The sequence below is a fragment of the Staphylococcus succinus genome, assembly GCF_029024945.1.
Taxonomy (GTDB): Bacteria; Bacillota; Bacilli; order Staphylococcales; family Staphylococcaceae; genus Staphylococcus; species Staphylococcus succinus.
Genome location: NZ_CP118976.1, coordinates 1,461,693 through 1,484,787 on the forward strand (window position 1 = coordinate 1,461,693; position 23,095 = coordinate 1,484,787).

The window sequence follows — 23,095 nt, forward strand, 5'->3', positions numbered from 1 at the left end:
AGCATGCCAGAGGTAAAAGTTCCAGAATTAGCAGAATCTATAACAGAAGGTACCATTGCAGAATGGTTAAAACAAAAAGGTGACAGTGTAGAAAAAGGGGAAGCTATTTTAGAGTTAGAAACTGACAAAGTCAATGTTGAAGTAGTTTCTGAAGAAGCAGGTGTTCTACAAGAATTGCTAGCTAATGAAGGCGATACTGTTGAAGTTGGACAAGCAATCGCAGTAGTTGGCGAAGGTAATGGAAGTAATAGTTCAGAATCATCAGCTAATGATGATTCACAGAAAAATGATTCGTCTTCAAATGATGCCCAATCACAACAAGTAGAAGAGCAAAATCAAAGCAATGATGATGCTAAGCAAGACAATAATCAGCGTATTAATGCTACTCCATCTGCACGTAAATATGCACGTGAGAAAGGCATTGATTTATCAGAAGTTGCTTCTCAATCAAATGATGTAGTTAGAAAAGAACATATTGCTCAAAGCCAACAACAACCTGCTTCACAGCAAGCGCCAGCTAAAGAAGAAGCTAAAAAACCAGCACAACAAAATCCAACTAAACCTGTAATACGTGAGAAAATGTCTCGTCGTAAAAAAACAGCTGCTAAAAAGTTATTAGAAGTATCAAATAACACAGCGATGTTAACGACATTTAATGAAATAGACATGACTAACGTAATGAATTTACGTAAACGTAAAAAAGAACAGTTCATCAAAGATCATGATGGTACTAAACTTGGCTTCATGTCATTCTTTACAAAAGCAGCAGTAGCAGCATTGAAAAAATATCCTGAAGTAAATGCTGAAATTGACGGTGACGACATGATTACAAAACAATATTATGATATTGGTGTCGCTGTTTCTACAGAGGATGGTCTTCTCGTACCTTTCGTTAGAGATTGTGACAAGAAAAACTTTGCTGAAATTGAAAACGAAATTGCTAATTTAGCTAAGAAAGCACGTGATAAAAAACTTGGTTTAGATGACATGGTCAATGGCTCATTTACTATTACTAATGGTGGTATTTTTGGCTCAATGATGTCAACCCCAATTATCAACGGCAGCCAAGCTGCTATACTTGGCATGCATTCAATTATTACACGACCAATTGCAGTAGATGCTGATACAATTGAAAATCGTCCAATGATGTATATTGCATTAAGCTATGATCACAGAATAATTGATGGAAAAGAAGCAGTTGGATTCTTGAAAACAATTAAAGAATTAATTGAAAACCCTGAAGATTTATTATTAGAATCTTAATCCACAACACAAAATAGTTTATTAATCCTAATACAACGGCGTTCAGCGTCGTTGTATTTTTCAATTCAATTACATACACATAATAAGACATGATTTAATAAAAAGTCTTATTAATTAATGCTTTATCACTTGCGTGTATACCTTCAACTAACTTAATATTATATTACTTTTAATAACTAAATCCGTAATAGCTAATAAAAAGCCTTCACTCTACCAGAAGTGAGGGCTTTTTTGATATTGATCATCATCGACTTCCATTGTCTATTGACGCTAATTTATGACATGACTGCTTGAGTAAATAATAGACTGTGTACATTTAACAAATAACAGCTTATTTAGCTCTTAAGACTGCTAAATATATGTCGTGAAATACTATAAATTCCAATAACGCACTTAAAAATTTAAGCAAAACTTTAGCATACGTTTAAAAATCTGAGTTAGAAAAATCAAAACGTTCCTATGTACTGCCTTTAAATTTTATAATGCGCAACAACATTAAATTAAATGTTGTTTATAATAGTCCCGAGGACTGCATCCATATGTTGTTTTAAAGCGTCTATAAAAATTAGAATAATCACTAAAACCACATAGAACTGCAACTTGTTGAGGACTTTCTCCATTTTTCAACATACACTGTGCACTTTGTAACCTCTTCTGTATTAAATAACGATAAGGTGGATATCCTACTAATTTTGAAAAATGCTGGGTGATTTTATGTCTGCTCACATAAAATTTCTTTTCCAGTTCTTCTAACGATATTGGTTCAGCGTAATGTAACTCCATATAATCTAATACTTGTCTCACTAGTTGTGATTCTGGATCATCTATGACAGTTATAGAAGTATTTTCAAGAAACACTCGGTTTAAAATAATAAAAAACTGGGTGAGTAAGGATTGCTCGGCTAATTTTTTCCCGAAACGTTGATGATCTTGTTCATCAATTAATCCTTGTAATAAATAGTATAATTCTCGTTTCTCTGATTCTTTAAATTGTAATTTGCTTTTAAAATCATTATTTTGTGTATTAAAACATGCAGCTAGCTGACAATTTGAATTAGATAAAGACGCTAATAATTTCCTATCAAACCTTAAACCAATACGTTCAGCGTGTCCATCCATTTGTTCATTTAATTGATGAAACTCATAGGGTGCAATTATCAACATTGAACCGACATCTAATTGGTATTGTCTTCCTTCTATTGTGTAAAGCATATTTCCAGATAATGAAAAGAATATTTCATAATGATCATGATAATGTAATTCATTACCAAAATGACCATCACTAATCTTATGCCACGCAATATATTCATTTTCATTAGGTAAAGAAATAGAATCTAATTTAACATTAAAATCCCCTGTGAATGACAATTTAGTTCCTCCTACTCAAAAAACAATCTTTTTCCCCTTAATTACAATGTTCATAATTTTCTAATAATTTATAATGTATATTATATCATTTATTTAGGGAAAGGTGAGTTATATGATGCGACCACAAATAGGTGTACAAATGATGATGCTCAAACAAGAAGTAGCAGAAAAAGGTATTTATAACGTTTTGAGAAGTATTGATACATTAGGTTATCATGCCGTAGAAGTTTCACAAATAGAAATGACAGAACACAATATATCTGAAATGCAAAGAGCAATTAATGACTTTAACATTAATATTGCGGCGATGTCCTGTGGTGTTGAAGATATATCAACAACTCAAAAATACCCAGGCGATACTTTACAACATAACTTTAATAAGATTGTTGCAGATTGTCATGCTGTTGATTGTACAATATTAAGAATAGGCATGTTACCTATTAATTATATGGGATCAAGAGAAAAAACATTACAATTTGCTAGCATTTGCGAAAAGTATGCTAAAAAGTTAAAAAAAGAAGGCATTGATTTATATTATCATGCCCATAACTTAGAATTTGTACGCTACGATGATAAATTTATGCTTGATATTATGCGTGATCATACAGAACAACTTGGTTTTGAATTAGATATTCATTGGCTATGGAGAGCTGGATTAAATCCAATAGATATTATTCCTCATTATAAGAACCGTATTCGCGCGATTCATTTAAAAGATTATCGCATCGGTGAAATTGACATGACGCAATATCCAGGAGAAGGGCAAGAAAAAATATATTATATGTTACATATGATTACACAATTTGCAGAATTGGGCCAAGGCACTTTACCCTTAAAAGATATTATCACATCAGCGTTAAACAACGGAAGCGAATATTTCTTTGTAGAACAAGATGAGCTATACGGATCTGACCCTTATAACTGTTTAACAGTTAGTCGCGATTATTTAATAACATCAGGCTATAAATCATGGTTTTAGCAATATATGCTATACAAGGTATTTATCAGCAATATCATATCTATGCTTAGTTTATGATTATATAAATGCAAAGAAGGGAAAATTATTTATGTTAAAAAATATCGAAATATCTGGATTTTCAGATGAAATATCATCTGATTTTGACGTACAACTAGCTACAGTTCATAAATTAGGGATGCGTTATATCTCTCTTAGAGGTATAGACGGTTACAATATCAGTCAATTTTCGGTAACTAACATTAAAAGCAATGTATTACCCAAATTAAAAAAATTCAATATTGGCGTATCCTCCATTGGATCGCCAATTGGTAAAATTTACATTGATGATGAAGAAGCATTTAAATCTCAATTACACAGCTTAAAAAACTTATGTGAAATAGCAAAAGTATTAGAATGTAACTATATACGCATCTTTAGTTTCTATATTCCAGAGACTGCTAATTTTGATGATTATCAAGCCGAGGTAATTGCCAAACTCAAACAATTTTCAAACATTGCAAAAATGTACGATATTACGCTACTTCACGAAAATGAAAAAGAAATATATGGTGATATCGCAAGGCGTTGCAATACGATACTTACTGAAGTCGGATCGCCACATTTCAAAGCTATTTTTGATTTTGCAAACTTTGTACAATGTGGTGAAAATACTCAAGCTTGTTATGATTTGTTGGCTGACCATATTAAATATATTCATATTAAAGACGCTGTATACGAGAATAATGCCAATGTTGTTTGTGGGAAAGGCAACGGGCAAATTAAATCAATATTACAACAGGCAATAGACCAAGGATATACCGGCTTCTTAACACTTGAGCCACATCTTGTTGTATTTGATTCCATTAAAGATTTAGAAATTAAGCATTCCACTGACACAATACAAAATGTTGTTAACGATGGGGCTGAAGGTTACAAGATGCAATATGATGCACTATTGGAAATTTTAGCTGATATTGAAACAAAGGAGAATGCGGAATGAATAATGTACGGATTGGAATTATAGGCTTTGGCGCACAAGGTAGTACTTATGCTGGGTTTATTAGTGAAGGTAAAGTGAAAAATTTAACTATTGGTGCTATCTGTGATACTGATCCAGAGAAGAAATTAATTTGTAAAGCATCATATCCTGATATACCATTTTATGATGATTATCTAGAGATGTTGGAGAGTGGCAATGTCGATGCTATTGTAACAACTGTACCGCATCTATTGCATACAGAAATAGGTAAAGTTGCGTTATCAAAAAATATTCATACTTTATTGGAAAAACCGGCAGATATCTACGCAAGTAAAGTGAGAGAAATTAATACAATCGCTGATACCAAACCAGATGTAACATTTGCAATTTTCTTTAACCAAAGGACAAACCCTTTATATCAAAAACTTAAATCACTCATTGACTCAGGTGAAATAGGTGAGATAAGACGTACAAACTGGATTATAACAACTTGGTGGCGCCCTCAAGCTTATTATAACCAAAGTTCTTGGCGTGCAACTTGGACAGAAGAAGCAGGTGGCGTATTAGTAAATCAAGCACCTCATCAAATTGACCTTTTACAATGGATATGTGGATTGCCTAAAAAAGTATTTGCTAATATTAAATACGGTTATCAAAGAGATATAGCAGTCGATGACGATGTTACAACAATTTTAGATTATGGTAATGGGGCTACTGGTGTGTTTATTACTTGCACACACGATATTATTGGTACCGATCGCTTAGAAATAACTGGAGATAAAGGGAAAATTTTAGTTGAAGACAGTAAAAAAATGACAATTACACGCTTAAAACAATCTGAAACTTCTATAAATCATACAATGACGTGGGCTGAAGCTTCTGAAATTTTTAAAGGCAATGAACTTCAAGATATTTATGATCAAGAAGTCATCGAATTTGAAAGTGTTTGGGGTGAACAACATATCAATGTGTTAGAAAATTTTGCTGCCAACATCATAGATGGCACTCCTCTAATCGCCTCTGGTAGGGATGGTATTAATGGAGTTAGCCTTGTAAATGCAATCTATCTATCCAGTTGGCTGGGGGAAGAAGTATCATTACCTGTCGACTCAAATTTATTTTATAAATTATTACAAGATAAAATGAATTTAGAAGAATAATATGATTGGTCACTATTTAGCAATGGAGATGATAAAATGTTGAACATTGGTATCATTGGATTAGGAGATATATCCTCGATTCATATTCAAGCGATTAACCAAAATCCTAAAGCACAATTAGTTGCAATATGCGATAACAATCCGTTATTAAATCATTCAGTTAAACATTCTCGTTTTTACACAAATATTGACGATATGCTTGAAGCTGAATCACTAGATTGCGTACATGTTTGCTTACCACATTACCTACACGCTTACGCTACTAAGAAGTGCGTAGAAAAAGGGGTACATGTACTTCAAGAAAAACCACTCGCTCTAAATACCCAAGAAGGACGTGAATTAGTAGCATTGGAACAACGATACCCCAATGTAAAAATTGGTGTTTGTTTTCAAAATCGCTATAATGATACATTGATTGAATTAAAGAAAATAGTTGAAAGTGGTATATATGGACGTCCCATAGGTATAAAGGGCGTAGTAACTTGGTATAGACCTGAATCTTACTATATTAGCAAACCATGGAGAGGCGTTATGAAAACAGCTGGTGGAGGCGTTATGATAAACCAATCTATCCATACACTCGACTTGATGCAGTATCTTTGCGGCGATATCATTTCGATTAAAGGAAGTATTACTCAGCTATTAGATTACAATGTTGAAGTTGAAGACACAGCTTCTGCACAAATCAAATTTGAAAATGGGACCCATGGTTTATATTTTGCAACGAATGCAGGTATTGGTAATTCAAGTGTCGAACTGCAAGTTATATTTAAAAATGAAAAATTTACTATTAAAGATAATATACTTACACGTTTAAATAATCAGGGAGATAAAATACCTATCTTAGAAGATATTAAAGCAACTGGAACTAAATCCTATTATGGTCCAAGCCATGCCAAACTCATAAATCATTTTTACCATTGCATACTGACTGATTCTAGTCATTATATTCATGCAAAGGATGCATTAACTTCTATAGCAATGGTTGATACTATTGCGCAATCATCCCAGTTAGAACAGTCTCTTCCATTTGTTATTTAATAAAAACACTGCATTTAAATTAAATTTTGCAACACACTTCAGTCAATGGTATTGAAGTGTGCTTTTTATTTTTAAATTGATAAAAAACAATGTTATGTTTTATATTTATTGTATTTTTAATTAAGCTTCAATACAATAAATGTAAAGTGATTTAAATAAGGGGGATTTACATGAACTCTACTAACAAAGTAATTTTGGATCTTGCTGTAACGTTAGATGGCTATATTGAAGGACCAAACGGTGAAGTAGATTGGTGTATCATGGAACCAGAGATGGATTTTATAGGTTTTTTAAATCAAGTTGATGCAATTATATATGGCAGAAAAAGCTATGACTTGTGGGGGACATATACACCTGATACTCACGATATTTCAAATGGAGATAGTGTAATGTGGAAACACATTCATAGTAAAGATAAATATGTATTTACACATCAGTCTTTAGCAAATGACAAAAACACACAATTTTTAAATGGAGACATCATCAAGTCAGTAAATAAAATCAAACAGTCTCACGATAAAGATATTTGGTTATATGGTGGATCAAGTATTATTACTGCTTTTATTAATCATAATCTTATTGATGAATATCGCTTATCTATACACCCAACAATCTTAGGTGACGGAAAACCTTTATTCGAAAATATAGATCATCGTTTTAATATCGCTTTACACCATACACATACTTATAAAAGTGGTGTGGTTCAACTCATTTATCGAAAAATGACAGAATAAATCAATGAATAAAAGGAATGATACATTGTGAATGTTGCTGTAGAAACTGAAAATATTTCAAAAAGCCTAGGTACTAACTTAATAATTAATAAACTTTCATTTAACATACCTGAGCATTCAATTACTTTAATAAAGGGAAAAAATGGTGTAGGGAAAAGTTTAACATTGAAAATGATCGCAAACTTAATGGCACCAAATAATGGTAAGATTTCTGTTCATCATTCACTGAGTTATGCCCCTGATATGTTTCCCCAAAACATTAAGCTAACAGTTCAAGCATTTCTCAGTTATATGAATAAATTAAACGCCAATAATAATAATAATAATAATATTGATAAAATGAGTTTTTATTTAGACTTATTAAATTTAACGCATTTCCAAAACAAACCATTACACCAGCTGTCAAAAGGATCATTACAAAAAGTGAATATTATACAATGCTTGTTAACAGATGCTAAGATCATCATTTTAGACGAACCATTTTCTGGGTTAGATTACGATTCTGAAAAACGCTTGATAGATCATTTGAAAGTGTTGTCAAAGACTAAAACAATTATTTTAACAGCACATGATCATAATATTGAAAATTCAACTGTTACACATACACTAAATTTAGATGATCATTCATTTAATAGGATTACAACGACGGAAGCCTTAAAGTTAATAACTATTCCTAATCATAAATCATTGCATCCAGACATACAGAATTTAATACAGAGTGTTAATAGTGATGAAAATAATAGATTAATGATTAAAGTTTATCAATCTCAAAGTAACACTGTAATTCAAAAATTAATAAACGATAATTTTGATATTATCGAAGTAAAGGACATATAATATGCTATATTCTTTCTTAAAATATGAAAATTCAAAGTTTCTAAAATCATATGCTTTTATAGCTCCTGTATTCATATATATTTTATGCCTGGTAGGTATTTATATATATAAAAATATCACTGTTTTATCCAGTTTTGGCTCTACCGCTATTCTTTTATTTTTAGCAATGACTTGGATTTCTATTATCAATTTCAATAGAGATACACTAAATGAGCGACATATATTGTACGTTCACCTGAAAACCAAAACACGATACTTAATGATTAAAATGATTTATCAATTTTTATTTAGTTTCATCTTAATCTGTTTAACATTGTTATATCCCATCATCGTTGGTGTTTTTGATAAACATGTAACAGTTAACTTATTGTTCATTGGTATCGTCATACATATTATATTAAGTGCATTGGGTATTCTATTGGGTGCCTTTGTTACTAACACATCTATTGCTAACAAAAAATATACTTGGTTATTTACAATTTTTATTATTATTATTATTTTAACAAAAGAAATGATTATTGATAAAGTGCCAGTCGCTCAATGGCTATTATGGATATTTCCACCTATTAATAATATAATGAACCTCTTGAACTCAGACACACTATACATGCTCAACGTAAACTTTATATTGTCCTGTTCCTATACAGTCATCTATATTGTTATTGCATTTATAATCATTAACTACTTATTTAAAAAAAGTAGTTAATGATTATAGTTTAGTAATGGCTTTGATATATTATTTATAATAAAAACAAGCGCTATCTACAATGATATTAGTCGTAGACAGCGCTTGTTTTTTAATATTTAAAACTGATGAACCTTAATACTAAGCAATAAATACAAACAGCTCAATAATAGCGATGATTAAAAACACGAGAAAAATAATACCATATATATTATTTTTCTTTTTACTCGCTGAACTCGCTTCATTCTGTTTAGTTTTGCTATTCAGATTTGAAAAAAATGTAATGCCTGAATATACCGTTATTAATACAGTTAGTCCAAATAAGACCCAAGTACTAGACATCATCAAAACCTCCTTCAAAAATTTAAATAAATCTATTTTTATATGTGTATTAAAAATAATAACTTCTCATATATCTTTATTTTAATACATTTGTTTACCATATCCAATGCATATTAGTCATAATTTTGTGAAACTATTATCTATAATAAACTTCATCATACAAATAACTGGGCAAATACGTTATAATAGGTTGAAAAGACAAGATAGAGGGGTTAATATAATGAATGGTCTAAGAAGTGTTACCACAGGGACAAATGATTTAGAAAAAACTAAAAATTTATTTAAAGATGTATTAGGACTCAATGTAGCAAACAAGGGACAAGCGCTACGTTTTGGAGATGCTGACTTAAGCTCTGGTACACGTTTACATTTTGTAGAAATTCCTAACTATACAAATACTAATAACCACATTGAAAATATTGGCTTACGCGTACCAAGTGATGAAGGATTGGATGAGTACAAGTCTATTTTAGATCAACATCAAATTGAGCATGGATCTATAACAGATTTAAATGGCCATAAATATTTTGATTTTACCGATCAAAATGATCAATATTTCAACATTTATTCTAATGAGCATAATATTGGAGCCCCATTAGGTATGCCTTCGCTGGAAAGTACTGTTAACCCACTTCACCAAATTCAAGGTTTAGGTCCAGTTTTACTTAAAGTAAACGAGCTTTTATTAACTCAATCCATATTAAGTAAAGTTTTTGATCTCACACTTTTTGCAGAATATTCGCCAAATGCAGATGCAAACTATAAAGTTCAAGTATTTCGTATAGGCGAGGGTGGACTTGGTGGAGAATTGCATATTTATGCCACTGAAGAACCCATAAAAATGCCGGAACATGGTATTGTTGAACAAATTGAGTTTGCTACTGAATCTAAAGCGCAATTCCAAAACGCAATACAACAACTTGAAGTTATCGGGATTGCTTATCAAACTTTAGACCAAGATGGTGAAAAATCATTACGTATCACTGAACATAGTGGTCTTACATTTATATTAACCTTAGAAAACAATGAGTAAAGAGAGGATTTTCATATATGTTACATGAAACATGGAAGACAAATACACCCGTAAAGAAAGTAGAAGTAGTACACACAGATGCTAAAAAATTCAAAGTATCTGATATGCTAACGGTTGGAAAACAATATGATGTGATTAATGAGACAGAAGAATATTATCAGATTATCGATAATTCTGGCCTTGTTGGTGGCTATTACAAAGAATATTTTAAAGAAGTATAATTTAAATACATCTCTATATAAATAAGACTAGGACATAATATGATATTGTATCGTTGTCCCAGTCTATTTTTAATGGCATCAAAAATAATATACACTATTTAAATTGACTAAGGAGCGAATTATAATGACGCATGCACAATATATTAATAAAGATGAAACTGTTTTTAATGATGCTCGATCACTAATGCAGTTAAATAAGAATATTTTACTCAAAGGACCAACTGGATCCGGAAAAACAAAATTAGCTGAAACGCTAAGCGAAACATTAAAACGTCCAATGCATCAAGTCAATTGTTCAGTTGATTTAGATGCAGAAAGCTTACTTGGTTTTAAAACAATACAAACAAATGCAAATGGTTCGCAAGAAATCGTATTTATTGATGGGCCTGTTATACAAGCAATGAAGGAAGGGCATATTTTGTATATTGATGAAATAAATATGGCTAAACCTGAAACATTGCCAATTTTAAATGGAGTGTTAGATTACCGTAGAAAATTAACAAATCCTTTTACTGGAGAAGTTGTCAATGCAGCGCCAGGATTTAATGTTATCGCAGCAATTAACGAAGGATACATTGGTACATTACCTATGAACGAAGCTTTAAAAAACCGTTTCGTAGTTATTCAAGTTGATTATATCGATGGTGATATTTTAAGTGAAGTTATCAAAAATCAAAGTCAATTACAAGATGAATCACTCATCAAAACAATTATAAAATTCAACGAAGATTTACGTACGATGACTAAGCAAGGTCAAATTTCAGAAGAAGCAGCAAGTATTCGTGCATTAATAGATTTAAGTGATCTAGCAACAATTATGCCGATTGAACGTGCAATTAAGCGTACAATTATTGATAAATTAGAAGATGAACGCGAACAACAAGCCATTTTAAATGCGGTTGAATTAAATTTTTAGTGAGGGATAATTATTATGAGTGATCGTTTTATAAAATTTAATGATGAGCAGTTAGACGCTAAACAGGTAATGATGCTACAAGATCTTGCTCGTCTATTACTAAAAAATGAACAAACACAAGTGAAAATACAAAAATTCCCTTATTACGATCCTATCAATAATACGTTGGTGACAAGTGCATTTTGGTCTCATAGAAACAAATCATTAGAAACTATAGGGTTGAAATCCGATGTGATGCTCGCTGCTTATGGCTACCATATGATGGATGAAAAAGTGGTGAATAAGGTCATCCATAATAATGAATTTAAGCATCCTAAATTCTTCCAACAATTATTTAAATTACTAGAAGATAAACGTGTTTTGAATGCTATTATGACATCTCGACCTTCTACAGCAAATGCTCTAAAATTGAGGAATGAAACTAGGCTTAACTTTACTCAAACTCAGATTAATGTGTATAAAACAAAGGCCACATTTACAGACTTATTATTTTTATACCTTGAAAAATCTTTTCTAAAAGAAGATTTCTATGATGTTCCTCAAATACATCATCAAATTGATGATGTGCTTATTCATATGTATCAATATCTTCCAAACTTTTTCTACAACGAATCTTCTGAAGATAATATGTATTTAGCTGAGCGTATAATGTTCCAAATCGATGACATTTTAAAAGAAGATATGTTGAATGAATATTATCATTTACCGAAGAAAGTTTATGAAGCAATACAGGAACTTAGTTTTGAAGATATCACGAGAACAGATGCAAGTAATTCAGATGGACAATCTGAAGAACAAAAAGATGAAGCAGTGGTAAGCGAAGAAATAGAGTCTAATAATCAAGATAGCGCATCAGAAGGTGGTGCTTACCTAGAAATGGAATTGCATGAAGGAGAAAATAGTGATGTCATGAGTGATAATGACACTGCGCGTGATGGTGATGCGAGTGATGACATGACTGATATGCAAACCAAAAAGGGGAAAGGGTCTACTGATAATGTAGAGAATGATGAAGGTGGTTCTGTCGGTCTTAATCAAGCTTTCGCGCTAAAAGGGATTAACCAAAATGTTGAAATCAAATGGAATATACCAGATATTCAACCAAACTATATCATCGACTACCATAAGGTAGAATCTGAAGTACAATTTGAAATTAAAGATTTAATACAAATCATAAAAAAAACAATAGATAGAGAATACCAAGATGAACGTCGTAACCTTACTAAAGGTAGATTGCAGAAAAACTTACTCAATTGGTTTATTGATGATCAATATAAATTGTTTTATAAAAAACAAGACTTGAGTCAGACCTTTGATGCTACATTTACGTTATTAGTAGATGCTTCAGCAAGTATGCAAGATAAGATGGAAGAAACAATCAAAGGCGTTGTACTTTTCCACGAAACCTTAAAATCATTAAATGTAAAACATGAAATATTAGCTTTCAATGAAGATGCCTTTGATGCCGATGACACCAAGCAGCCTAATGTTATTGATGAAATCATTGCTTATGATCATTCAACATTTGATAAAGATGGACCGCGTATTATGGCATTAGAGCCCCAAGATGATAATCGGGATGGTGTAGCAATTAGAATTGGCAGTGATCGGTTAATGCGTCGTTCACATAACCAACGCTTTTTAATCGTCTTTTCAGATGGAGAACCTTCTGCTTATAACTATAGTCAAGATGGTATCTTAGACACTTATGAAGCTGTAGAAACAGCCAGAAAAATGGGTATAGAAGTATTTAATGTGTTTCTAAGCCAAGAAGCAATCACTGAAGATATTGAACAAACCATTCATAATATTTATGGACAATACTCTATTTTTGTAGAAGGTGTAGAAAATCTCCCGAATCTATTATCTCCTTTATTAAAAAAACTTTTATTAAAATCATTTTAAATAGGCTGTTTTTTATAAACAAACCACCATATATTTAAATATTCTGAAATTTATATAGACTAAATCTAATAAAGCGTGATAGAATAGATGATACTATTTTATAGGTTAGAAGGAGAAAGACAAATGAATAAAAATACATGGATTATAGGTTTTACATTATTCGCGATGTTCTTTGGCGCTGGAAACCTTATATTCCCACCAAATTTAGGTTTAGAGAGTGGTCAATATTTCTGGCCGTCTATCTTAGCTTTTGCACTTACTGGTATAGGATTACCATTATTAGGTGTAGTCGTAGGCGCATTAGATAAACAAGGTTATATTGGGTCGTTAAATAAAATATCACCGAAATTCTCAGTAATATTTTTAATAATTATATATCTTACAATTGGCCCATTGTTTGCAATTCCACGTACTGCTTCAACGTCTTTTGAAATGACAGTCACACCAATTGCACACACTAATAGTAATTTAGCATTATTTATATTTACAGTTATTTACTTTTTGATTGTATTATATTTATGTATCAATCCTAACAAAATGGTTGATCGCATTGGTTCGCTTTTAACACCGTTATTACTTATAACAATATTAGCAATGATTGTTAAAGGATTTGTTGATTTTGGTGGTAATGATCATAGTCAAGCTACTGATGCATTTACTTCTGGGTTTACAGGCTTTTCACAAGGCTTTACAAATGGTTACTTAACAATGGATGCAATTGCAGCTATTGCATTCTCAATGATTGTTGTAAATGCGGTGAAAGCTACTGGAATTACACATGCGAACCAAATTTTCAAACAAACGTTTATTGCAGGAATTATTGCAGCTGTTGCTTTATTATTTATATATGTTTCACTAGGCTATATTGGAAATCATATGGCAGTATCTCAAGACAAGATAGATAGTTTAACAGCAAATGATCAAAATATCGGCACTTACTTATTAACGACTGTAGCAAGTGTAGGATTTGGTACCTTGGGCAAGTATCTACTAGGTATTATTGTTGCGCTTGCATGTTTAACAACTGCATGTGGCTTAGTCGTTTCTGTCGCAGAATACTTCCATAGAATTTTCCCGAAAATCTCTTATAAAGTATATGTAGTCATTTTCACTTTAATCAGCTTTATATTAGCTAACCAAGGATTAAATTCAGTAATTACAATGTCAGTACCAGTACTAAGCATTGTTTATCCTATAGCGATTACTTCGGTATTATTGATATTAATTGCACGTTTTGTACCTACAAAACCAATCGCACAGCAAATACCGGTAGCCGTAGTAACTATCGTATCAATCTTAAGTGTCATTCATACTCAAGGTTGGATTAAAATGAGCTTTATTGATAGCTTGCCTTTAAAACAATATTCTCTTGAATGGTTCCCAATTGCAGTCGTATTCACTATAGTAGGTTATATTGTTGCTGTACTTGTGAAACATCAATCTCCAATTGTGTATGAAAAAGATTAAAAAGAAGTAGTTTATTATTTTATTTGCTGCGGTTCAGTAATATAGGCACATCACTGAAAATAAAAGTACATCTTCATTTAAAATGAGGATGTACTTTTTTCATGTGAATTATTATGAATTTGTGCATATCTGATGATAAATATGAAGGGAAACTTGTAGTTTATTAATTATAAACAAACCTATCTTGAGCCGAGAGTACTTTTATAAAAGCAGTTCAATAAATACAAAGAAAAGGATGCGTCTACTAATAAAAGTAGATGCATCCTTTTCTTTTACTGTTAAACAGTGAGTGTTCCTTATTTTTCTTTCATTTCTAGTAATTGTTGTTGTAATTCAGTTTCTAAATTATTAAGTTCTGATTCAGCTTGTTTACGTTTATTTCTACCTTGCTCTTGTATTCTAAGTGTTTGCTCAATTGTTTCAATAATATCATTTTGCGTTGTTTTTAATGTCTCAATATCTACGACACCACGCTCGTTTTCAGTTGCTGTTTCCAGTGCATTTTGTTTTAATAGCTCTGAGTTTTTTAACAATAAATCATTTGTTGTATCAGTAACTGCTTTTTGAGCTGAAACAGCACTTCTTTGTCTCATTAATGTTAATGCGATAGACATTTGATTTTTCCACAAAGGAATACTCGTTAGTATAGAACTTTGAATTTTTTCGGCTAAGGCTTGATTAACATTCTGTATCATACGAATTTGAGGCGCTGTTTGAATTGCAATTTGTCTTGAAAGTTGTAAATCATATATTCGCTTATCTAAACGATCTATGAATTGTTCCATATCTGAAGCAGCTTGGACATCCATTTGATTTCCAGAAGCTTTAGCTTTTTCTCTTAACTTTGGAATTTCTTCTTTTTGTAACTCAAATTGTTTCTTTTTAGCTGCTTCAATGTATATTGATAATTCATCAAAGTAGTCTTTATTCTTATCATAAAGTTCATCAAGCATTTCAACGTCTTTTGTTAAGTTGTTTTTGTGCTTATCTAATTCAATCGAGATCCGATCGATTTGTGAACCGACAGATTGCATTTTAGAGAACACCTCATTGACAGAAGCTTTTGTTCGTCTAAATATGCGTTTTAATTTTGATTGATTTTCCGGATTAAGTTCTTCTGGATTCACTGATTTTAATTTACTCATTAAACCATTAAGTGATTCCCCGACAGGTCCCACGTCTGTCGTTTTCACTTCGTTTAAAATACGATGTGAGAATTGAGACATACTCGATTGTGCTTGAGTACCATAATTCAATAAACTATCATTATCCATTGGTTTTATCTCTCCACTAATCTGATCAATTTTCTTTTGATCTTCTTGTGAAAATTGTTTTGTCTTGTTGATGATATCAGTTTTGTCGGCTGATGCTTCATCAATATATTTGTCCAATGGGTGAGAATTTATAATGTCTTGTTCTCTACTCATTCAATTCCACTCCATTCCATTCATAATACTTAATTACTTACGTCTTTTTTGCTCCATTTTGTTTAATTCCATCTCAATGTCTAACTTGCTATAATCTTCAGCGTTTATCCTTTTCAAATCAGCAACTAAAGTTCTCTTAACCTCATCTAAAGTAATGCGTGTTTGCTCAAGTTTTTGCTTCTCTTCTTTAGACTTTTTAGGTGATTTAGATAACCTCGTATATGATTCAATTAAATTTAGTGCATTATCAATATGGGAATAGAAGAAACTTTCAACTTTAAAAAACGAAGAAGGGTGTTGTTTTACGGCAAAGTATATTGCACGTGAAATACGGTATATATCATTCACTTGTCTAAAATCTTTAATCGATCTCACCTTAACAAATGACTTCATAATTCTTCTGTTCTTATCTTGGGCACTATTCAATTGATTATTTACAAAATGATAATCTCGGCGCGATAAACCAATTTCATTCAAGTATTTTCTAGAAGTTAGACGTTGGGTAGGGAAGTAAAACACTAAAAATGTTCCTGCCGAAATAGCTAGGTCAAAAAGCATATATATATCTAAAGCATATACACTTACAAACCAAGCAATAACAGCTGCTGGAAAAGCAGTGATTGTCCCAAATATACGAGAAATATTATATCTCAATTTCATCTTCCTTTATATTGTTTTGAATTTTTTCCATGAATGATCAACGTTAATTTCTTCTATTGCATAATCTTCAACGTGTGATGCAGGAGATGCGCCATCAGTAACTGCTGTAATAAATTGTCCTAGTGACGCTTCATCACCTTGAGCGTAAATGTCAACATAATTATCAATATTTTCAACAGTACCTACTATATTATACTTTCGAGCAATTTTTTCCGTATAATATCTAAATCCAACTCCCTGTACCATCCCAAATATTTTAATGTGTTTACATTGCATATAATCACCTCTTAATTAACATTATACGAAATTTCACGCTACAAAACTAATATTTGAGTTTAAAGATGAATTGTCTATAGGCCAAAAGTATGAGACGGATAACTTGATTTTGTATATTATCTAGTTAAAATATTACACATAGGCAAATTGTGCGACTCTAATAAAATTATAGGAAATCTATAAATCGTTTTTATTTATCTCTAATTAAAACATGGGGGAATTAATTAGATGATTTTGTATGTATTGCATACATAGGTATGATCGACTTGTTCTATTTACTTAAAATATAAGACACTACCGCTATGTCTTAAAATTCATTTTGAGTTAACTATGAAAGGGTGAAACAAACATGTGGACAGTTGCAAAAATTCGAGCTGACTACGAGGGCTGGTGGTTATTTAGTGATTGGACAGATCATATTGTCGAACAGTATGATTTTGAAACTTATGAAGAAATGTTAAATCAATATCAATCGCTAATTTCAAAAAGTAAGAATCAATATGATAATTTCTTAATAGGTAAACACAATATTCATGCATTTTATAACAATTGTGAACTAGGTTTTTGTGAAGACTGCGATGAAGATTTGCAAATATTCTATAGTTTTATTGTTTTAAATAATAATGAAGTATATTATGATTTACCAAATATTAAATAAATTGTTTTTTCAGATTTATATTGCAATTTCCATTAAAATGTAGTATACTTCTAATTAAGCAATTGTTTTATTCCATATTGCAAAGGATATTGTAATTCAAGATTCGTATGAATAATTGTATTTTTTGTAATATGCGAATAACGCATATTGAATGAATTTTAGTCTTGGAGGTTTCACACTTATGAAACAAGGTACAGTAAAATGGTTTAACGCTGAAAAAGGTTTTGGTTTTATCGAAGTTGAAGGAGAAAACGATGTATTCGTACACTTCTCAGCAATTAACCAAGAAGGTTACAAATCATTAGAAGAAGGTCAATCAGTTGAATTTGAAGTAGTTGAAGGCGACCGCGGTCCTCAAGCTGCAAACGTTGCTAAACTATAATTATAAATTGAAATATTGACTATTTAAAGAACCTTGTTAAAGGTTCTTTTTTGTAAAGCGATTTACTTTTTAAGTAAGTCGCTTTACTTATGGGTATGCTTTCAATACTGTAACAGAAGCTCCAATAATAGCCATAGATGTACTATATAAAATAATCCAATTAAATATATACATATAATAAAACCCGATTAACTTTTATAGTTAATCGGGTTTTAATTTATATTCACTTATTTTGTATCATTAATAATGAGTTGTCGTAAAGATTGACGTTTAATAACTTCACGTGCTTTACCATCTTTCAAGAAAAATACAGAAGGTTTCTGCATTTGATTGTAATTTGAAGCCATAGAATAATGATAAGCGCCTGTAGATAATATTGCTAAATAATCTCCACGTTTAACAGTGCTTGGTAACTTAGCATCTTTAATAATAATATCTCCAGATTCGCACAATTTACCAGCAATTGTAACTGTTTCATCCGCTTGATCATTTCTATTAACGAGTAGCGCTTCATATTTCGCATCATAAAGCGAAGTACGAATATGATCACTCATACCACCATCAATCGAAACATATTTGTTCACGTTCGGTATGGTTTTAATCGTTCCAACCTCATACAAAGTAATACCAGCTTCACCAACTATTGAGCGTCCGGGTTCAATACCTATTTCAGGAATAGGGAAACCTGTTTCTTTAGCAATCGATATTATAGCTTCTGTAATTTCAGCAATACCATCTTCGATAGGGAAGCTGACATCACCTTCAACATATTTTATACTAAAGCCACCACCTAAATTAATAAGTTCAACTTCAATATCATTTTCTTTGAGCCATTGAATAACTAATCTCGCTGTTTCAATCATAGCTTCTGTACCTTCAATTTGAGAACCTACATGGAAATGAACACCTTTTAAGTTCAAACGTTTAGAGTTCTTAACTTTACGAACACCTTCAATTGCTAAGCCATGTTTAATTGATAATCCAAATTTGCTATCTTCTTGGCCAGTTTGTATGAATTCATGTGTATGTGCTTCAACGCCAGGGTTTAACCTAATAACAACATTCACAACGTCACTAGCATAACGATCAATAAGGTCTATTTCTTCAAGAGAATCAATAACGATATAACCCACTTTGCTTTCCAAAGCATATTGAATTTCGTGTTTCGTCTTATTATTACCATGAAAATGTATATGTTGAGGATCAAATCCAGCTTCCAGTGCTGTATACAACTCACCCTCTGAGACCACATCTAATTCTAAGCCTTCTTCTTGGACCAATTTGACCATTTGCAAACAAGTAAATGCTTTAGAAGCATACGAAATATTATAGTTCAAACCACTCTTCTTAAAAGCCTCATGAAAACGTCTCATTTGCGTACGAATCTGCGTTTCATCGTATACAATAGTAGGGGTACCAAAACTTTGTGCTACAGTTTTTAGGCTCGTACCTCCCATAGTGAGCTCGCCATTATTATTATATTCAATTACCATAATTTATCTATACTCCTTTATTAGTGAGTCGTGGTTCATCGCACTTAATTGTTCTGAATTTGCACCCACGCCTTTAAATGTAAACTCATCAACACGTATATCATCATTATATAGTATTACTTCATCTTGTGCATGTACTTGTTCATCTACTTCAACAAACATATGGCTCATCATTAATGCACGAATAGGATAACGTTTACCATGAATTAATGCCTCGAATTGCGCCCTTGATTTAAGTATACCATCACCATAGCCAACATCAACTACTGCTAATTTTGTATGATTATGTGTTGCTTCAAATGCAAAACTGTAACCACAATAATCTCCTTCATTTACTTCTCGTATTTGAATGATATTACCTTTAACTGTTAAAGCTTGCTTAATCATAGAATGATCTATAGTACTATAAGGTCTTGAGCCGTATAACGCTATGCCAATACGTGCGTGTGTATGATTAGGCAACACACCACCTTCACGATAATAACTTGCACTATTTTGTGCATGTATCATTGGAAATTGGTAACCTTCATCTAGCAATGTATTTACAATTTCTAACCATGCTGTGCGTTCAATATGATAATCAGGTACGTCAAATTCATCCGCATAACCAAAGTGCGTCCATAATCCGGCAATAATCATTTTATTAGGATTTTCATTATGTCTATGATGTAAAAGTACTTGTCTCATTTCATCAGCAGATTTCAATCCAGAACGATGTAATAAATTCTCGAATTCTAAATGTATATGAATATCATATAATGCTTCATAATGTTCATAATAAAAATCGAGCGAGGGCAAAGTCATATGAATGTGATTGTCTCTAACTACATCGAAATCATATACGGCATTCATCAAAAATATTGTTGCTGTTGGAGCAATTTCTCGAACTCTTACGGCTTCTCTTAATGAAGTTGTGCTAAACGTTTGTATACCAGCACGTAGAAATTGAGTGACTGCAAACTCTAATCCATAGTGATAAGCATTATTTTTTACCACTGCCATAATTGAGTTGTCTTGCGCGACATTCACTGCATTTTTATAAAATTCTTCTGTGTCAACAGACCAAGTGGCCGTCATTGTTCACGCACCTCACTATACGATGTTAAAATTTGTTCATAATAATCAGCAACTTTAATTAGCATATGTTCGTTAAAATTTAAATGAGACGTATGTAATCCTGTAACATAGCCTTTCGATTCATCTCGTATACCGACAAACACAAAATAACTAGGTGCAAGCTGACTATAAAAACTAAAATCTTCTCCAAATAGGTAAGGGGTAGGTTTATCAATAATTTCAAACCCAGCATCTTTCAAACCATGTTCTACATGCTTTCTTAGTTTTACATCATTATAGGTAGGAGGATATCCTTCTTCAAATTTCACTTCACAGTCCACATTGAACAATAATTTTACACTTTCTGCGATTTTCAGCATTTGCGCTTTTACAATTTCTAAATCCTTAACATCATAGGTTCTGATGGTTCCTTCTAAATAACCGTTACTAGGAACTGTATTAATCGCTTCTCCCGCTTTAAAATGTCCCATATGTACAATATTTCGTTTCAAACCACTTAAATGGTACTGTTGAATTTGTCCTACTTGACTCAATACATGCTGTAAGGCTTCTCCGCAAGAATGTCCTTGTTCTTTATCCGCCACATGACTAGAAAGACCATTCAAAAAGAATCTGTATTCTGTAGCGCTCGCAGTAATCTCTTCATCTCTTATAACAACTTGACCTTCATTTTCAAATGGCATAACGTGAATACCAAATATAGCATCAATAGGATATTTTTCAAATGCTCCAGCACGAATTAAACGATTTGCACCTCCACCTGTTTCTTCAGCAGGTTGGAAAATAAATACAGTATTTTGTGGTAATGTGCCGGCATCTGCCAAATCTTTACAACGTTGCACAAATAACATGAGCGCCGTTGTATGACCATCGTGGCCACAAGCATGCATCACATTATCTACCAAACTTTTATATTCAACTTCATTTTCTTCATTGATAGGTAGGGCATCGATATCTGCTCTATACGCAATTGTATGTTCACCATTTCCAGGAAGATAAGCAATTAAACCAGTATCAAGAGGGCGTTCATAACTCACTCCTATTTCATCTAAAAATGCAGCGATATATGTTGTTGTTTCATATTCGTGTAAACTTAATTCTGGATGTTGGTGTAAATGACGTCTATGTTTCGTTACGAATTCAAGTTCATTCATTAAAATCAAATCCTTCTAATTTTATTCATTTATCTTTGTTAGTCTATGATATGAAAGTCATATGTATATAACTATAGTTTCAAATGTATAATATTATAAATTTGGGAGGTAAAGACAACTTATGCAAGTATATGAAATGAATTTCATATATCTTCTTAAGCAGAGACATAAGTAATTGATCATCATAAATGACACTTAAATTATCAATTACTGCCTGATAAAAAGGCTTTGTCGCGTCTTTAACCTCCCATATTAATGTTTATATGTGTTAATCATTAATTGCTTTACAATGTTTTTACATGCATGGCACGAAAACATTGTAAATGATATCTAGTCGTTTAATTTTCTTAAAGCAGAAACGATTTCACGTTTTGAATCATCTACTTCACTCGTTTGTTTTATTACTTTAGCAGGTGTGCCTGCAACAACTGCACCAGCAGGTACATCTTGAGTTACAATAGCTCCTGCAGCTACAACTGCACCTTCACCAACACGAACGCCTTCAAGGATGACTGCATTAGCACCAATCAAGACATTATCTTCAATAATTACTGGAGATGCACTTGGTGGTTCAATAACACCTGCTAACACAGATCCAGCACCAACATGTACATTTTTACCAGTTGTTGCACGTCCGCCTAGTGTAGCATTCATATCTACCATAGTCCCTTCGCCTACCACAGCACCAATATTAATCGTTGCACCCATCATCACAACAGCGCCGTCTTCAATAACTGCTTCTTCACGAATAAAAGCACCTGGCTCAATACGTGCATTGGTATTTGTTAAATCTTTTAATGGAATCGCAGAATTACGACGATCCATCTCAATCTCTAATTCTTCAATACTTGTTTGATTCGCTTCATAAAATGTCTTCCACTCATCCGCTTCACAAAAGATTACTTTTGAATCTATTGAACCAAATACTTTGAAAGTTTCAGGGAAGGTTACATTTTCAAAATTCCCGTTTGCATATACCTTAAGTGGTGTTGATTTTTTTGCATCACTTATAAATTGAATAATCTCTTCTGCCGTTAAATGTTGTTCCATAATTAAATA

General features: G+C 32.1%; 24 protein-coding genes. 15 read left to right on the top strand and 9 right to left on the bottom strand.

Going from position 1 to position 23,095, the window contains the following annotated elements:
- Nucleotides 1–3 precede the first annotated feature (3 nt).
- Nucleotides 4–1,263, top strand: coding sequence for a dihydrolipoyllysine-residue succinyltransferase (gene sucB, locus PYW31_RS07195; RefSeq protein ID WP_046837427.1), 1,260 nt, complete (start codon nt 4–6; stop codon nt 1,261–1,263).
- Nucleotides 1,264–1,758: 495 nt separating this feature from the next.
- Here the strand turns inward: sucB and PYW31_RS07200 are convergent, their stop codons facing one another.
- Nucleotides 1,759–2,631 (bottom strand): AraC family transcriptional regulator, encoded by an 873-nt coding sequence (locus PYW31_RS07200; protein WP_046837428.1) that lies wholly within the window; start codon nt 2,629–2,631, stop codon nt 1,759–1,761.
- Between the two features lie 112 nt (nt 2,632–2,743).
- On the opposite strand from PYW31_RS07200, the gene PYW31_RS07205 reads away from it, so the two are divergent.
- From PYW31_RS07205 to PYW31_RS07235, 7 genes are all read left to right on the top strand, one after another.
- Nucleotides 2,744–3,610 (top strand): sugar phosphate isomerase/epimerase family protein, encoded by an 867-nt coding sequence (locus tag PYW31_RS07205; RefSeq protein ID WP_046837429.1) that lies wholly within the window; start codon nt 2,744–2,746, stop codon nt 3,608–3,610.
- An 88-nt stretch (nt 3,611–3,698) separates the two neighbouring features.
- Nucleotides 3,699–4,589, top strand: a complete 891-nt coding sequence (locus PYW31_RS07210) for a sugar phosphate isomerase/epimerase family protein (protein WP_046837430.1) — start codon at nt 3,699–3,701, stop codon at nt 4,587–4,589.
- The gene (locus PYW31_RS07215; protein WP_046837431.1) at nt 4,586–5,728 is read left to right on the top strand and encodes a Gfo/Idh/MocA family protein; all 1,143 of its coding nucleotides are present in this window, start codon (nt 4,586–4,588) and stop codon (nt 5,726–5,728) included. Before PYW31_RS07210 ends, PYW31_RS07215 begins: the two co-directional genes overlap by 4 nt.
- 36 nt (nt 5,729–5,764) lie before the next feature.
- Nucleotides 5,765–6,769 carry a Gfo/Idh/MocA family protein gene (locus PYW31_RS07220; RefSeq protein ID WP_046837432.1) on the top strand — a complete coding sequence of 335 codons (1,005 nt, stop codon included), beginning with the start codon at nt 5,765–5,767 and terminating at the stop codon, nt 6,767–6,769.
- A 170-nt stretch (nt 6,770–6,939) separates the two neighbouring features.
- A complete protein-coding gene (locus PYW31_RS07225; protein ID WP_046837433.1) occupies nt 6,940–7,503 on the top strand; it encodes a dihydrofolate reductase family protein in 564 nt (187 codons plus the stop codon).
- A 27-nt stretch (nt 7,504–7,530) separates the two neighbouring features.
- The gene (locus PYW31_RS07230) at nt 7,531–8,340 is read left to right on the top strand and encodes an ATP-binding cassette domain-containing protein (protein WP_046837434.1); all 810 of its coding nucleotides are present in this window, start codon (nt 7,531–7,533) and stop codon (nt 8,338–8,340) included.
- A gap of 259 nt (nt 8,341–8,599) precedes the next feature.
- Nucleotides 8,600–9,046 carry a hypothetical protein gene (locus PYW31_RS07235; protein ID WP_169922582.1) on the top strand — a complete coding sequence of 149 codons (447 nt, stop codon included), beginning with the start codon at nt 8,600–8,602 and terminating at the stop codon, nt 9,044–9,046.
- A gap of 120 nt (nt 9,047–9,166) precedes the next feature.
- Here the strand turns inward: PYW31_RS07235 and PYW31_RS07240 are convergent, their stop codons facing one another.
- The gene (locus tag PYW31_RS07240; protein WP_046837436.1) at nt 9,167–9,367 is read right to left on the bottom strand and encodes a hypothetical protein; all 201 of its coding nucleotides are present in this window, start codon (nt 9,365–9,367) and stop codon (nt 9,167–9,169) included.
- Nucleotides 9,368–9,587: 220 nt separating this feature from the next.
- Between PYW31_RS07240 and PYW31_RS07245 the strand changes: the two genes are divergently transcribed.
- From PYW31_RS07245 to brnQ3, 5 genes are all read left to right on the top strand, one after another.
- Entirely contained in the window at nt 9,588–10,400 is an 813-nt protein-coding gene (locus PYW31_RS07245) for a VOC family protein (protein WP_046837437.1), read from the top strand.
- Between the two features lie 17 nt (nt 10,401–10,417).
- Entirely contained in the window at nt 10,418–10,621 is a 204-nt protein-coding gene (locus PYW31_RS07250; RefSeq protein ID WP_046837438.1) for a DUF6501 family protein, read from the top strand.
- Between the two features lie 124 nt (nt 10,622–10,745).
- Entirely contained in the window at nt 10,746–11,537 is a 792-nt protein-coding gene (locus tag PYW31_RS07255; RefSeq protein ID WP_046837439.1) for an ATP-binding protein, read from the top strand.
- Nucleotides 11,538–11,552: 15 nt separating this feature from the next.
- Nucleotides 11,553–13,442, top strand: a complete 1,890-nt coding sequence (locus PYW31_RS07260) for a vWA domain-containing protein (protein WP_046837440.1) — start codon at nt 11,553–11,555, stop codon at nt 13,440–13,442.
- 123 nt (nt 13,443–13,565) lie between these two features.
- Nucleotides 13,566–14,909, top strand: a complete 1,344-nt coding sequence (gene brnQ3 / locus PYW31_RS07265) for a branched-chain amino acid-like transporter carrier protein BrnQ3 (protein WP_046837441.1) — start codon at nt 13,566–13,568, stop codon at nt 14,907–14,909.
- A 296-nt stretch (nt 14,910–15,205) separates the two neighbouring features.
- Here the strand turns inward: brnQ3 and PYW31_RS07270 are convergent, their stop codons facing one another.
- The 3 genes from PYW31_RS07270 to PYW31_RS07280 are packed head-to-tail and all read right to left on the bottom strand — an operon-like array spanning nt 15,206 to nt 17,272.
- Nucleotides 15,206–16,336: a toxic anion resistance protein gene (locus PYW31_RS07270; RefSeq protein WP_046837442.1), complete on the bottom strand. Its 1,131-nt coding sequence runs from the start codon at nt 16,334–16,336 to the stop codon at nt 15,206–15,208.
- 33 nt (nt 16,337–16,369) lie between these two features.
- A complete protein-coding gene (locus PYW31_RS07275; protein WP_046837443.1) occupies nt 16,370–16,990 on the bottom strand; it encodes a 5-bromo-4-chloroindolyl phosphate hydrolysis family protein in 621 nt (206 codons plus the stop codon).
- Between the two features lie 12 nt (nt 16,991–17,002).
- The gene (locus PYW31_RS07280; protein ID WP_046837444.1) at nt 17,003–17,272 is read right to left on the bottom strand and encodes an acylphosphatase; all 270 of its coding nucleotides are present in this window, start codon (nt 17,270–17,272) and stop codon (nt 17,003–17,005) included.
- 349 nt (nt 17,273–17,621) lie between these two features.
- Here PYW31_RS07280 and msaA point away from each other — a divergent pair, with 349 nt between their 5' ends.
- Together msaA and cspA are read left to right on the top strand one after the other, a co-directional pair.
- Nucleotides 17,622–17,930 (top strand): regulatory protein MsaA, encoded by a 309-nt coding sequence (gene msaA / locus PYW31_RS07285; protein ID WP_046837445.1) that lies wholly within the window; start codon nt 17,622–17,624, stop codon nt 17,928–17,930.
- 181 nt (nt 17,931–18,111) lie between these two features.
- Nucleotides 18,112–18,312, top strand: a complete 201-nt coding sequence (gene cspA, locus PYW31_RS07290) for a cold shock protein CspA (RefSeq protein ID WP_002507639.1) — start codon at nt 18,112–18,114, stop codon at nt 18,310–18,312.
- Nucleotides 18,313–18,539: 227 nt separating this feature from the next.
- Here the strand turns inward: cspA and lysA are convergent, their stop codons facing one another.
- From lysA to dapD, 4 genes are all read right to left on the bottom strand, one after another.
- Entirely contained in the window at nt 18,540–19,805 is a 1,266-nt protein-coding gene (lysA, locus tag PYW31_RS07295; RefSeq protein ID WP_046837446.1) for a diaminopimelate decarboxylase, read from the bottom strand.
- A 3-nt stretch (nt 19,806–19,808) separates the two neighbouring features.
- Entirely contained in the window at nt 19,809–20,882 is a 1,074-nt protein-coding gene (locus PYW31_RS07300; protein WP_046837447.1) for an alanine racemase, read from the bottom strand.
- Nucleotides 20,879–22,036: an amidohydrolase gene (locus tag PYW31_RS07305; protein WP_046837448.1), complete on the bottom strand. Its 1,158-nt coding sequence runs from the start codon at nt 22,034–22,036 to the stop codon at nt 20,879–20,881. The genes PYW31_RS07300 and PYW31_RS07305 overlap by 4 nt, the downstream gene beginning before the upstream one ends.
- Before the next feature lie 330 nt (nt 22,037–22,366).
- The gene (gene dapD / locus PYW31_RS07310; RefSeq protein ID WP_046837449.1) at nt 22,367–23,086 is read right to left on the bottom strand and encodes a 2,3,4,5-tetrahydropyridine-2,6-dicarboxylate N-acetyltransferase; all 720 of its coding nucleotides are present in this window, start codon (nt 23,084–23,086) and stop codon (nt 22,367–22,369) included.
- Nucleotides 23,087–23,095 lie beyond the last annotated feature (9 nt).

Excerpts from the sequence above, each read along its gene's own strand:
- PYW31_RS07210 (WP_046837430.1), top strand. The coding sequence starts at position 3,699 with ATGTTAAAAAATATCGAAATATCTGGATTTTCAGATGAAATATCATCT.
- PYW31_RS07220 (WP_046837432.1), top strand. The coding sequence starts at position 5,765 with ATGTTGAACATTGGTATCATTGGATTAGGAGATATATCCTCGATTCAT.
- PYW31_RS07255 (WP_046837439.1), top strand. The coding sequence starts at position 10,746 with ATGACGCATGCACAATATATTAATAAAGATGAAACTGTTTTTAATGAT.
- PYW31_RS07280 (WP_046837444.1), bottom strand. The coding sequence starts at position 17,272 with ATGCAATGTAAACACATTAAAATATTTGGGATGGTACAGGGAGTTGGA.
- cspA (WP_002507639.1), top strand. The coding sequence starts at position 18,112 with ATGAAACAAGGTACAGTAAAATGGTTTAACGCTGAAAAAGGTTTTGGT.
- PYW31_RS07225 (WP_046837433.1), top strand. The coding sequence starts at position 6,940 with ATGAACTCTACTAACAAAGTAATTTTGGATCTTGCTGTAACGTTAGAT.
- PYW31_RS07250 (WP_046837438.1), top strand. The coding sequence starts at position 10,418 with ATGTTACATGAAACATGGAAGACAAATACACCCGTAAAGAAAGTAGAA.
- PYW31_RS07240 (WP_046837436.1), bottom strand. The coding sequence starts at position 9,367 with ATGTCTAGTACTTGGGTCTTATTTGGACTAACTGTATTAATAACGGTA.
- PYW31_RS07300 (WP_046837447.1), bottom strand. The coding sequence starts at position 20,882 with ATGACGGCCACTTGGTCTGTTGACACAGAAGAATTTTATAAAAATGCA.
- PYW31_RS07205 (WP_046837429.1), top strand. The coding sequence starts at position 2,744 with ATGATGCGACCACAAATAGGTGTACAAATGATGATGCTCAAACAAGAA.
- PYW31_RS07260 (WP_046837440.1), top strand. The coding sequence starts at position 11,553 with ATGAGTGATCGTTTTATAAAATTTAATGATGAGCAGTTAGACGCTAAA.
- lysA (WP_046837446.1), bottom strand. The coding sequence starts at position 19,805 with ATGGTAATTGAATATAATAATAATGGCGAGCTCACTATGGGAGGTACG.
- PYW31_RS07235 (WP_169922582.1), top strand. The coding sequence starts at position 8,600 with ATGATTAAAATGATTTATCAATTTTTATTTAGTTTCATCTTAATCTGT.
- PYW31_RS07270 (WP_046837442.1), bottom strand. The coding sequence starts at position 16,336 with ATGAGTAGAGAACAAGACATTATAAATTCTCACCCATTGGACAAATAT.
- brnQ3 (WP_046837441.1), top strand. The coding sequence starts at position 13,566 with ATGAATAAAAATACATGGATTATAGGTTTTACATTATTCGCGATGTTC.
- sucB (WP_046837427.1), top strand. The coding sequence starts at position 4 with ATGCCAGAGGTAAAAGTTCCAGAATTAGCAGAATCTATAACAGAAGGT.
- PYW31_RS07215 (WP_046837431.1), top strand. The coding sequence starts at position 4,586 with ATGAATAATGTACGGATTGGAATTATAGGCTTTGGCGCACAAGGTAGT.
- PYW31_RS07245 (WP_046837437.1), top strand. The coding sequence starts at position 9,588 with ATGAATGGTCTAAGAAGTGTTACCACAGGGACAAATGATTTAGAAAAA.
- msaA (WP_046837445.1), top strand. The coding sequence starts at position 17,622 with ATGTGGACAGTTGCAAAAATTCGAGCTGACTACGAGGGCTGGTGGTTA.
- dapD (WP_046837449.1), bottom strand. The coding sequence starts at position 23,086 with ATGGAACAACATTTAACGGCAGAAGAGATTATTCAATTTATAAGTGAT.
- PYW31_RS07305 (WP_046837448.1), bottom strand. The coding sequence starts at position 22,036 with ATGAATGAACTTGAATTCGTAACGAAACATAGACGTCATTTACACCAA.